Here is a 12,285-nt window from a genome sequence, read left to right as displayed (position 1 = left end):
GACGTCTCCCGCCGCGGGATCCCGCGTGCCTGTCGCTCGGCCAGGCGGTGCGGTACGTGCTGCACGTGCCCACCAACATCGTTCTGATTATCTCGTCGGCGCTCGGCTACTACTTCTTTACCGGCTTGCACACCTTCGCCACCAGCTACCTGCACGAACGCTTCGGGCTCGGCCAGGGCACCGCGGCCACCCTGCTGGTCGCCATCGGCGCCGCCGCCGTGCTGCTGCCGGCCATCCTCAGCTCGACCCTCACCGTCGCGGTTCCCCCGTTCGCACTGGCCGCCATCGCGCTTGGCGCAACGAATCCGCCGCTGGATGCGGCTCGCCTGGACATCATGCCGGCACCGCTATGGGGACGGGCGGAAGCGATCCGTGGCGTGCTGCGGACGAGCGCTGACGGTATGGCACCGCTGGTGTTCGGTGCGCTGGCGGATATGCTCGTCGGCCCGCACGGCCGGGGCCTGCAACTCACCTTCCTGATCATGATGGCTCCCATGGTGGCCGCCGGCCTCGTCGGTCTCCGGGCGCTACGCACCTATCCCCGAGACGTCGCCACAGCCGCGCAGTACGAGGACCGCCACCACTGACCGCGGCAACCGCCAAGCATCCCCGATCTCTCACCTCATCCATCAGCACATCCATCAGCACACCCATCGGCGACGTTCACCGGCGGTGAGAAGGTGACGTCTGGACAGTCACGGGAGGGGATGCAACGGGACATCTAGCCGTCCCGGTCAGCCTTTCCTGGCGGCGAGGCGGCGCTCCAAGCTGGTGACGCGGCAAGCGATGCGCGCCCGGTGCTCAGGCCGAGCCTGCTCGTACACGTCGCGCAGCATGAGGCGCAGCCGGGCGAGCACCCGTGGGGAGTCCTGCGCCCACCGGCTAATGTCGTCCACGCCGATCCGCAGGTAGTCCTCGAGATCGGGTTCCGGCACCACGAGCCGCGGCTGGCCGTCCCGGTCAGTATGGGCCCGGGGCGTCAGGTGCCGCGTGACAAGCCGGCGTAGCAGATCATGCACCTGATCGACCGCCGCCACCGCGGTCGTATGGTCGTTCATGGCTGGTGACAGGGCGCGTTCCGCGATATCGGCCAGCTGCCGGAAGCCGAACGCAATGTCCTGCTCCATGCTCCGCTCGATCTCGATATCCACCGCGTCAATCACGGCCTGCCGGTCGAGGTCTCCGCGGAGGCCGTCGGCGGGGCCATCGTGCACGGTGAACAGCGGCATCCCGGCAGCAACGAAATCACCGATCTTTGGCACGAGCACAACCAGACAATTAGCCTGCGAGGCAGCCCGAACCACCGGTCGGTCTCGCACCACGGCGATAATACCGTTCCGCGGGGCGCTTATGATCTTATATCTTGGGCTGGGCGCGGCCGTCGGCAGAGGTACCGAGGATACGGAGCCGACGCCATCGAAGCGGCGAGCGATGCATCGGCGGGTCTGCGTGCCGATCGAGGCCAAGATCTGCGACACCCGGACCGCATTGGTCACGTGGTGGATATAAGCGATGAAGAGCACAACGCTGATGAGTACCAGCAGAACCGACAGAGTGACAGCCGTCCGCGGCACAAACGGCCGGGCCGTGTCCGCGCCGCGGACCGAGCGCAGGACCGCCAGCGCATAGACGAAAGTCGCAACGAAGACACCCAGTGCCAGTTGGGTGAGGCGATCCTGAAGGAAGGTCCGCAGCACCCGAGGCGAGAACTGGCCACTGGTCAGCTGCAGCGTCACGATCGTGATCGAGAACACCAGCGCGGTAAACGAGATCATGGAGGAGGCGACCGCGGACAACACGGATCGTGCACCGTCCGGCCCGCCGCTGAACAGGAACGGCAGCGCGGCGGACAGCCCCCGCTCATCCAGCCAGGGAACCGAAACGGCAAGACCAACCGCCAAGGCGGTACACAGGGCCGGAATCGTCCAGAAGCTGGTCCACAGCCGGCGCGCGCGGGACCGCCACATGCCTTGTTGCCGCGCGGACAGCATGGCCAGAAGATGCCCGTCAGCTGCCCGGCTGACCCGCAGGTGAGGCGCGCGTCGCGGCCGTCCCGAAGGACCACCCCCTCCGCGCAACGGATCTCCAGGGGGCCGACGGTCAGCGCCCGGCTCACCAGGCCCGGCAGGTCCCCTGAGGTACGCAGGCGACGGCACACCTCCAAACCATCCATGCCCGGCAACATCAGGTCGAGCAGAACGGCGTCCACCGGATGCGCGGCAACCTCCACCAGGGCCGCCTCGCCCGTAGCCGGCTATCGTCGCCCCGCCCAAGCCGTTACCCTCGACCTTCCCACCCAGTAGATGAGCCACCCTTGCGGGTGCGGGTTGGCTCTCGGGATGCCGAGACACGACACGTCGAACGACACCGGCGGCCTGTCCCGGAGGCATCCGCGCCACGGACCGCCGGCTACCCCGCCAGGGTGCCTGGGCCGGTGCCGGGCAGGTCCTGCGATGCCGCCAGCTTTTCCACGTAGGCGCGGATAGTCGGATGATCGGCGAAGACCGAGGCCCGGACGTCCTGCTCCAGCTCGGCACCCAGCCGTGCCGCGATCTCGATCAGATTCAGCGAGTCCAGCCCCAGCGTGAAGAGGTTCTGATCCGGGTCCACCTGTGCCGCATCGTCCAGTCCGAGCATTTCCGCAACCTGATGTTGGATGAAATCGATGACGAGCGCGGGTCTCTCGGCGCTCCGCGCCGTCTCCACCCGGTCGCGCAGCGTCTCCTCCGCCGGCGCGGAGCCGGTATCGGTTCTTCCCGCAGTCGCCGGAAGCGCGTGTTCCTCCGCCTCGACCCAGTAGCGCCTGCGCTGGAACGGGTAGGTCGGCAGAGGCACGCGCCGACGTCCCTGGCCAGCAGGGAACGCCGACCAGTCGAGGCTGACGCCGCTTGTCCACAGGCGCCCCGCGGCCGCCAGCCACACGTGCCGGGCGTCGGCGTCGGGACGGGTGCCGCGCGGGTCCATCTCCAGTGGCACAGCCTTCCGCCCGGATGATGCCTCGCGCCGACCGTCGAGCAGGAGGGCCAGACGTTCCTCGGCGTCGGGAGTTTCGTCACGCGGCTCGGCCCAGCCCGCCGACGGCACCGGCACACCCACGCCCAGCCAACCGTTGACTGCCGCGGACCACACGGGGTACCGGGGGGCCGCTGGCGTGAGGCTACCGGCCGGCTCGCCGTGCGCCTGCGCCCAGGCCAGCCTGAGCGCGGACTCGAGGGGGAAGATCCCGGCGAGGCAGGCGGCGACCAGGTCGCCCGCGCCGAACCCCACCAGCGCGCTCGGACGCACACCACACGCCGTCCAGAGCTCGGCGAGAGCGTACTGCCCGACGAAGGCTGCGACGGCGTCGCCATGCCGCGCACACAACAGCGACGCCGGGTCGGGTGTCCGCGGCCTCACCCCGAGAGTCTCGAGGGCCACCGCGCACCGGTCGACCGCGTCGCGGAACACGGCGGCGTCGCGGTACAGGCCGGCGAGACGGGTATCGTCGCCGTTCTCCCTGAGACGGTGCGCGAAAACGAAGAGCACGTCGGCCTCGCCGTCGGCAACCTGTCCGGTGGACACGCGGTCGGGCTCGCCGAGCGCGAGCGTCAGTGCGGCGTCGTGGACGTCCTGGCACACCAGCGCCCGTCGGTACGCACGTGCTCGGCGTCCCACCGCGAGCGTGTACGCCACGTCGGCGAGGTCGAGCGTCTCGCGGTGCACGCGCAGATGACGCGCCAGATTCTCCGTTGCCTCCTCGAGCGCCGCGACCGAGCCGGCAGAGATCATCAGCAGCTGCCAGCCGTCCGAGGGCGGCACCCCGGGCTCGCGTTCGCGGGGCGGCGCCTCCTCAAGAATCACATGGGCGTTCGTGCCGCCAATGCCGAATGAGCTCACGCCGGCACGTCGCGGGGCCGTGCCCGATGCCGGCCACTCTTGGGACTCCGTGGCGACGCGGAAGGGGCTGGCGTCAAAGTCGATGTCGGGGTTGGGTTTTTCGAAGTGCAGGCTCGGCACGATGCGCCGGTGTCGCAGCATCAGCGAGGTTTTGATCAGTCCGGCGATCCCCGACGCCGCGTCCAAGTGGCCGATGTTCGTCTTGACCGAACCGATGGCGCACCGGTCGCCCGCCCCTGTCTGCCGCATGAACACGTCCTGCCGCATGAACACGTCGGTGAGGGCGGCGAGCTCGACCGGGTCGCCGAGCGGGGTGCCGGTACCGTGGGCCTCGACATAGGTGATCGTCTCGGCGGCGCAACCGGCAAGAGCCTGGGCCTCGGCGATCACGGCGGCCTGGCCCTGCACGCTGGGAGCCGTGTAGCCGGTCTTCGCGCCGCCGTCGTTGTTGACCGCGCTTCCCTTGATGACCGCGTGAATCCAGTCGCCGTCGGCGAGCGCGTCGGCCAACCGCTTCAGGACCACGATGCCGACACCACTGCCGAGGACCGTGCCCTGCGCTCGGGCGTCGAAAGCCCGGCACCGGCCGTCCGGCGACAGGATCATCCCCTCCTGGAAAAGGTAGCCCTCGGCCTGTGGCACCTTGATATGAGCCGCTCCGGCCAACGCAAGATCGCACTCTCCGCCCAGCAGGCTCAGGCAGGCCAGGTTGACGGCCACCAGCGAAGTGGAACAGGCGGTGTTCACGTTCACCGCCGGGCCCCGCAGGTTCAGCTTGTAGGCCACGCGCGTCGCCAGGAAGTCCTTGTCGTTGCCTAGCATCAGCCGGTAACGTTCCAGCGTCGACCCGTGACGGAAACGGCTGGCGAGGTTGCGTAGAAGGTAGGTGTTCAGCCCGGCGCCGGCATAGACACCGATCGGGCCGGGGCAGGTGTCCGGGTTGTAACCGGCGTTCTCAAGCGCCGTGAGCGCGCATTCGAGGAAGTGCCGTTGCTGCGGGTCCAGGAGCTCCGCCTCCTCACTCGTGATCCCGAAGATCTCGGCGTCGAACATCTCGATGCCGGCCAGTATCTGCCCGGCCCGCACATAGCGCGGGTCCGCCACGAGCGCGGGGCCGACGCCGGCTGCCAGTAGTTCGGCCTCGGTGAAGAAAGTGGTGCTCTCGCGCCCGTCACACAGATTCTGCCAGAACTCCTCGACGGTATCGGCCCCGGGAAAACGGCACGCCATCCCGATAATCGCAATGTCGGAATCCCGGACGTCGTCTGCTCGTTCCATCGCCTCCCCCTCCAGTGCGGACTCTCAGTCGAGTCGGATGCCCAGGTCCGCGGCCACGGTACGCAGCTCGAGGAAACTGCGGGCGACATACCGGGCGGCGTCATCGCCGGCGTCGAGCTGCTTGAATACCTCGACGATGGCCTCCTCGTGCGCGCCGGGGTCCCCCTCCCCCGCCGCGATCTCGAACACGATCGCCCTGAGTCGGTCCTCGACCTCGGCCACATCGACCGATCGGGGGAACTTGACGCTGTAGGTAGACCGGTCGTAGTCCTTGTTTCGGTTGACCGCCCGCACATAACTCGACGCGTTCAGCTTGTAGAACATACAGTCCCAGTTCCTGAACGAGTAGTAGTTGAGTAGCGGAAAAAGCGTGCAGTGGGTCTCGAACGGAGAGGAGGCGTAAATGCCTTTCGCCTTCAGCTCCGCGACGATCCGGTCGGGGTCGTATTCGTCGCGTAGGGCGACGAAGGGAAAGACGATCTTCGGCAGCTCACGCTCATCGGCGAACAGTAGTTCCTCCAGCCCGCCCGAGAAGAACTCGCCGGTCCGGTCCCGGCCGAAGGTCTGGTAGAAGTTCTTCACGATCTTCCGGACGTTCGACTCCATCGTGAGTGTCTGTTGCGGGTCCGCGCACAGGATGATGTAGGGGATGTTGTCCCGCCACGCGTACAGAATTGCCCGGATGACAAAGAACGACCGGCACGAGACACAGGGGAGTTTCTCGTCCAGGTACTTGCCCGGCTTCGCCGGGACCGGCCGGTTGAACACCTCCCTCATCATGTCCTTTATCTTGTCGGACCGGTCGGTGACGAAGGTGGCCGGGATCCTCTCCTGGGCAAGCCGCATGTTCGCTGCGGCATGGCTGCTCTCGAAGGGAATTTCGAAGGTGTAGGAGACGACTCTTTTATGGTACTCGTTCACGAACTTGTCCAGCATGTACGTGCTGTCCTTGCCACCGCTGTACATCAGCAGGCAGTCGTAGGGACCACGCTCGTTCGGCCCGCTGTTCACGAACTCCTCGTAGATTCTGGACACGTAGGTGAAGTTCTCGAACATCTCGACTGCGACGTCGAGGCTACACAGGTTGCACACACCGTCATTGTCAAGTGATATACCCGGATGACCAGCGTTCAGTGAACAGATCTTGCAGCGGACCATTCCTCACCTTCCCAGCCGAGTTCTCGAACGCGTCACCGCCGGGGCCGCCTCATGCGCCAGGTAGCTCACCCGCCAGGCACCTCACACGCCAGGTGCCTCATGCGCCGGGTGGCTGGCGGGACCTGAGATCACCACGTCTGTGCCTGAGGCCCGCGAGTGCTGACCGGGAACGCCCCCCGGATTCTTCGGGTGCCCCAGCTCGTCCGGGAGTGTGTGACGGGCCGGCTCCGGCGTCACCGGACCGGCGTGGCGCAGAGGAGGACAAGTATGCCGCCAGTCCCCGGACAGTCGGATAGGCGAACATGTCGACCCGCGTAAGCGACTCGGACAGCTCCGCCTGCAGCCGGATCAGAACCTGCATGAGCAGCAACGAGTTACCGCCGGCGTCGAAGAAGTTCTCGTCGATTCCGACCTCCGGCACCCCCAGGACACCCCGCCAGATGCTGGCGACTGCCGCCTCGAGCTCGCCACGGGGCAGGACCCGGTCTCCGCCTGCGGGCGGGAGGACCTCGGGCGGCCCTGGTAGGGACCGACGATCGATCTTGCCGTTGGCTGTCAGCGGCAGACGCGTCATGGTCACGAACGCAGCCGGGAGCATGTAGGGAGGCAGCCGGGTACGTAGGTACCGCCGGAGTTCCTCCGGCCGCGCACCGACGCCGGATTCGGCCGGGACGAGGTAGGCTACCAGCTGGCGGTTTCCGGGGGCGATGTCGCGTAGGCAGACCACCGCCTCAGCGATGCCGTCATGCCGGCGCAGAGCTTCTTCGATCTCACCGGATTCGATGCGATATCCGTGCAGCTTGACCTGGTTGTCGACCCTGTGGAGGTAGTCAACCCGGCCGTCGGGCAAGTGGCGCACGATGTCACCGGTCCGGTACATGACGGCGGGCTCGTCCGGTCCGAACGGGTCTCGGACGAACCTTTCCCGGGTGAGCTCCGGCTCGCCGAGATAGCCCGCGGCCACCCCGTCCCCACCGATGTACAGCTCGCCGGGTACCCCGGGCGGCACCGGCTGAAGCCATCTGTCGAGGACGTAAAACCGGGTATTGGCGATCGGCCGCCCGATCGTGACCTGCCGGCCCGGCTCCACGCGGTCGACCGAGGACCAGATCGTCGTCTCGGTCGGGCCGTAAAGGTTCCACACCTTCGCAACCCGCGCGAGAAGGCCGTCAGCGAGGTCGCGAGGCAGCTGTTCGCCTCCGCACAGGGCCGTCAGGCCACGGTCACCCTCCCAAGACGCGGCGATCAGCATCCGCCAGGTCGCCGGGGTCGCCTGCATCACCGTCGGGCGACTCCGCTCGATCCGTCTCCGCAGTTCGAACCCGTCACTGGCGACAGCGGCGGGTACCACCTCGACCTGCCCGCCTGTCACCAGCGGCAGGAGAAGCTCGAGGTAAGCGATGTCAAAGCAGACCGTGGTCACCGCCAGAAGGCGGTCATGCTCGGTAAAGCCTGGAGTCCGCGCCATCGAGCACAGAAGGTTCGTCAGGGCCCGGTGGCCGACATCCACCCCCTTGGGCCGGCCGGTCGACCCCGACGTGTAGATTACATAAGCACGGCCCTCCGATGACCCTCGGTCATAGTTTTCCTCGTCAGATTCCTCGCCCGGACCGCCCCCGGCTGTCGCGATCACATCCCAGTACTGATCGAGCGTGACGACGGTCGCCGGGCAGCCCCGGACATCGGGCTCCAAACTCGTCCGGGTGAGCAGCAGTGCCGACCCCGAACTGGTGAGCATCTGAGTGATGCGGTCGGGTGGATACACCGGATCCAACGGCACAAAGGCCGCTCCGGATTTCATCACGCCGAGTACAGCGACAACAATTTCCTCCGACCGCTCGAGGTAGATGCCGACAAGGCTGCCGGGACCGATGCCGTGGCGACCGAGGAACGCGGCGAGGCGCGTCGACCGTCGATCAAGTTCGCCGTACGAGAGACTGCGATCAGAGTAGACGACGGCGGGTGCCTCGGGACGGCGACGTGCCTGCCGTATGAACAGCTGATGCGCGCACAGGTCGCACGGGTAGTCGGCGTCCGTGTCGTTCCAGGTGACAAGCACACGTTGCGTGTCCTCGGGCGACAATAGCGGGAGCTTGGTCAGATCGGCCGTCGCGGAGCCCGTCAGGGCCTCGAGGAACGCGACAAACATGGAGCGCATCGTGTCGGCCGCACCAGTTTGCAGGACATTCTCGGCAATGAGCCAGCGACATCCCTCACCGTCTCGCGGGATCTGCGCGAACAGCACGGTCGCGGACCGCGGCTCGGCAGCGACATTGAGATTGTCAACCAGCTCGACGGCGACCGGCATGCCGCGCTCGACCCATGGCGCGCACGCACGTAGCTCCGCGTGACGAACCCCTAGGTCGCGGGGATAGCCGCTGCGCTCGCCGAACAGGTGGAGCTGCCGGGCCATCTCGCGGCGGAACTCCAGGAAGCCCCGGTTCTCGTTGAGCGAGGGCACCCGGAACGGCCGATGGCGGGCAAGCGGTGTGCCATCCCCGCCCGAGGCGTCGGATTCGGCTTCCCACGACAGGTCGACGTCCGGACCGTCCGCACCGCTGAATCGGACCAGGAAGGCCAGCAGCACCGTGAGCAACCATTCGGACCTGCCGTGCCCCCGGCCGTCACCATCCCGTGCGACCGCCTTCTCCTCCACGCCGGCGAGATCAGCGGGGACGGGGAATCGGATGTCCCGGTACCGGTGCGGCGGATCCGGGACCGGATTACGGCGCGGGAGGTCGAGCGGCTCGACGGACATCAGGCGCCGTACCCAGCCGGTCTCGTGCTCGACGACTCCGGCCGGTTCCCCCGGCTCCCCCGGTCCGACCGGTCCGACTGGTCCGACCGGTCCGACCGGTCCGACTGGTCCGACTGGTAGGACCGTTCCCTTCGCCCGCCGGCCGGCCAGCTCCTCCAGCGCAAGTTCCGGAAGCGCACCGAGGGGGACCTCCGGGGCGGCCACCATCGCCTCCAACAACCGCCGCACCTGGGATCCCATCCGTTCTACCGTCTTATCGGTGAAACGGCGGCGGTCATAACCGACTCTGAGGATGAGGCGGTGGTCGTGGTTCGCATAGAGAGTGAGCGGGTAATTCGTCTGCTCCTCCAAACGGAATTCCCGGTGCCGCCAGGCACCCCCCAGCGACCGCAGCCGGGTACCAGGCAGGTAGTTCTCAAAGATGAGCAGGCTTTCGAACATCGGGAGCGAGGCCGGAATATCACTCCAGGTGTGGATCAGGGTCGGCGAGGTGTGCTCGAAATCTCGCAGCGCCAGCTGATGCCGTCGCAGCCGCTTCAGCAGCTCGACCACGGTCATCGCGCTCGGGGCGACGACACGGAATGGCAGCGTATTAAGAAACAGACCAAGCATGCCCTGGGCGCCGTCCAGGAATCCGCGGCATGCCCGGGTTGTACCGAACACTACGTCATGGCGGCCGCTGAGCTGTTGCAGGAGGACCGTCCACGCCGCCTGCACAACGTTATTAGCGGTTACCTGTTGCTCACGGGCCAGGAGTTCCAGTGCCCTGGTCACCTCTTCCGAAATCTCGGTCTCCACGGCCGTCAGGACGTTCTCACCGGGTCCGGGGGCGCGGACCACGTCGACGACGAATGGCGTGGGCTCCGTAACACCAGCCAGATCGGCACGCCAGAACGACTCGGCTGCGACGAGGTCCTGCGCGGCCAGCCAGTCGACGTAGTCCCGGTACGGGCGCGGGCGGGGACGCTCGGCCCGGCGCCCGACGAGCAGGTGATCGTACCGTTCGAAGAGTTCCGCGCTCACCATGAAAAGGGAGCGTCCGTCCATCAGCGCATGATGGGTCGTCCAGACGAACTCGTATTCATGATCACCCATACGGAAGACCGCGAACCGCATCGGGGGCCCGGCCGTGAAATCGAAGGACCGGCGCTTGTCATCGTCGAGGTATTCGCGCAGGCTCCGTTGCCGAGCTGTGCTGTCCAACTGCCTCCAGTCCGGCGCGGACAGGGACACCTCGACCTCGCTGCTGACCACCTGGCTCGGACCGTCCGGATGGTCCAGCAGAAGCCTGGTCCGCAGCATGGGATGCCAGTCGAACAGGTCCCGCAGTGCCTGCTCGAACACCGCCAGATTCAGCTGCTCCCGCAACGTGAACAACTTCTGCAGAACGTAGAATCCCTCGCCTGGAGCGCTGACACTGTGCAACAGCATTGCGTGCTGCACCGCCGACAGCGGAAGCCTTTCCACGTCTCCACCCGACCGCACGGCTCCCGACCCGAGGCGGCGCGCGCTCGTCGGCACCACCAGACCTGGCGAGGTGCCACGCCCTTCCGGGTTGTGCATATCGAGCCTCTCGTAACGCTGGGTCGACTTTCCTGACCGGAGGTCTGGCCCCACGGCGAGGCTGCGCGGAAAGCCGACCTGGCCCAGACTATTGGAATTCGAAACGGCTTCCTCTCGTCGCCACGAGCAGGTCAACCTGCCGAACACCACTTTCACCCGGTACTGTGGCCCACGCCACGAAGGTCGTCAACACTCATTACCCGGCGCTATCGATTCATTCAAGATAGCGATCGAGCAGCGCCGAACAGCGGTTTTATCCGCCTTCATTCTGACGCTCTTTCCGACTGATTCGTTGGCCGTTCACTGCCCGCATGAGGGCCATCGAGTTCGACAGTGCCAGCGACGAGCACCCCGCCACCGCCGCTACCCGGACCCGCCGGCACGCCCGGGATTGGGGGACGCCGGCAGAATCGACCAGGTCGGGAGCGGAGTCTGCTACTCGGGCGGGTGAGGGGCGGGCCTGCGGGACATTCTCCCTGGCAGCCGGGGCCACCTCAGACGAGGTGCCCGTGCTCAGGGGTCAGGGGTCAGGGGTCAAGCTCAATGAGGCGTTCGATGCCGTCAAGAACGCGGTCGAGGCCCCAGCTGAACTGCTCAGTGGTGACGTAGCCGGCCAGCACGTCAATCTGGCTGGCGGTACGTGGGTAGTGCTCGGCGGGCACGGCCGCGAACGCGTCACGGCGGGCGGCGATCCGCTCTGACTCGGTGGTTCCCGGCTCGTGCGGCTCGGCGGCCTCCAACGCGATGGCGCCCAGCACATACACGATCAGCAGATATGCGGACCGGGCCGCGTTCGCCGCCGGCACCCCGCCGTCGGCCAGTGCCGCGAGCAGCCGCTCGTTGAGCGCGAGCGCGTTGGGGCCGTCCATCGGGCCACCGAGCAGCAGGCTGACCGCGCCGGGATGGCGGACGTCGTCCTTCGCGTCCTTCCACCGAGGCGGCACCGGCCTGGTCTGGACCTGGTTCGCGACCGGCTGGACCTACGCTCTAGCTGCTACCGCCGACACTGCTGCTGCCCACGGCCCTCGGTCGCCGGGACGATCCCGTCCTGCGCGCCGCGACCTGGGTCGGCTCCGCCGCGATCGTGCTCGCGCTCGCCGGATTCCTGCGCTGGGTCTTCGTCGTGCCGCCGCTGGCACGGCAGTACATGGCCAGCGACACGACGACCCGAGCGGCCGTCGACGCCGCCTGGCTCGCACAACACCAGCTCGGCGGCTCCCTGCTCGGCGAGCACCTCGGCCAGACGCTCGCCATCGCCTGGTCGACGACGATCTCCGTGATCATCCTCTGCCGCCGTCCGCTTCCCGCCGCTGTGGGCAGGCTGGGCCTGGTCGCAAGCGCCATCTACCTGCTCAACCAGAGCGACATCCTGGCAACCGCGATCCCCGAGGTCCCCGCATGGGAACCGGCGGGCTTCCTCGGCTCCACACTCTGGGGAGTATGGATCGCCACCCTCGGCTTCGCACTCCTCCTCCGACGTCCACCCAGCTGACCTTGCAGAACCGGCTCTGCCCCGCGGCCAGCCGTACCGGGCTGGCCGGGCTGCCAGGTCCGCCCTGAGTGATTCCAGCTCGGCGTCGGGGTCTGTTGCATCCGCGAAGTCCGCACCGACGACGTCGAGATGAGACCGGTCAGGGGGACTGTAAAACCAA

At 67.2% G+C, this 12,285-nt stretch carries 7 protein-coding genes and 1 pseudogene; 2 read left to right on the top strand and 6 right to left on the bottom strand.

Features of this window, described 5'->3' with window-relative positions; translation table 11 throughout:
- Positions 1-587: MFS transporter (locus tag AC08OV_RS11420; protein WP_476619639.1), on the top strand; the 587-nt coding region annotated here is incomplete at its 5' end.
- A gap of 147 nt (positions 588-734) precedes the next feature.
- On the opposite strand, the gene AC08OV_RS11415 is transcribed toward AC08OV_RS11420, so the two are convergent.
- From AC08OV_RS11415 to AC08OV_RS11390, 6 genes and pseudogenes are all read right to left on the bottom strand, one after another.
- On the bottom strand, positions 735-1,991 hold the full coding sequence (locus AC08OV_RS11415; protein ID WP_476614273.1) for a DUF2254 domain-containing protein: 1,257 nt from the start codon (positions 1,989-1,991) through the stop codon (positions 735-737).
- A 152-nt stretch (positions 1,992-2,143) separates the two neighbouring features.
- Positions 2,144-2,236: pseudogene (locus AC08OV_RS11410) on the bottom strand (DNA-binding response regulator); the annotation flags it as partial.
- 173 nt (positions 2,237-2,409) lie between these two features.
- Complete coding sequence (locus AC08OV_RS11405; RefSeq protein WP_476614274.1) at positions 2,410-5,154, bottom strand: type I polyketide synthase; 2,745 nt, start codon at positions 5,152-5,154, stop codon at positions 2,410-2,412.
- Positions 5,155-5,178: 24 nt separating this feature from the next.
- Complete coding sequence (locus AC08OV_RS11400) at positions 5,179-6,246, bottom strand: adenine nucleotide alpha hydrolase family protein (protein ID WP_476614275.1); 1,068 nt, start codon at positions 6,244-6,246, stop codon at positions 5,179-5,181.
- A 163-nt stretch (positions 6,247-6,409) separates the two neighbouring features.
- On the bottom strand, positions 6,410-10,633 hold the full coding sequence (locus AC08OV_RS11395) for a non-ribosomal peptide synthetase (protein WP_476614276.1): 4,224 nt from the start codon (positions 10,631-10,633) through the stop codon (positions 6,410-6,412).
- A 527-nt stretch (positions 10,634-11,160) separates the two neighbouring features.
- Positions 11,161-11,577 (bottom strand): TetR/AcrR family transcriptional regulator C-terminal domain-containing protein, encoded by a 417-nt coding sequence (locus AC08OV_RS11390; RefSeq protein WP_476619638.1) that lies wholly within the window; start codon positions 11,575-11,577, stop codon positions 11,161-11,163.
- Between the two features lie 47 nt (positions 11,578-11,624).
- Between AC08OV_RS11390 and AC08OV_RS11385 the strand changes: the two genes are divergently transcribed.
- Positions 11,625-12,125, top strand: coding sequence for a DUF4386 family protein (locus AC08OV_RS11385; protein WP_476619644.1), 501 nt, complete (start codon positions 11,625-11,627; stop codon positions 12,123-12,125).
- Positions 12,126-12,285: the final 160 nt, after the last annotated feature.

It is taken from the genome of Frankia sp. CeTa3Moorea (genome assembly GCF_978021225.1).
Note: the sequence above shows the minus strand (reverse complement) of the source record. Positions and strands in the feature narration are given on the sequence as shown.

What these genes read in the sequence shown, in the direction of transcription:
- AC08OV_RS11415 (WP_476614273.1), bottom strand. Translation starts at nt 1,991, where the DNA reads ATGCTGTCCGCGCGGCAACAAGGCATGTGGCGGTCCCGCGCGCGCCGG.
- AC08OV_RS11405 (WP_476614274.1), bottom strand. Translation starts at nt 5,154, where the DNA reads ATGGAACGAGCAGACGACGTCCGGGATTCCGACATTGCGATTATCGGG.
- AC08OV_RS11395 (WP_476614276.1), bottom strand. Translation starts at nt 10,633, where the DNA reads ATGCACAACCCGGAAGGGCGTGGCACCTCGCCAGGTCTGGTGGTGCCG.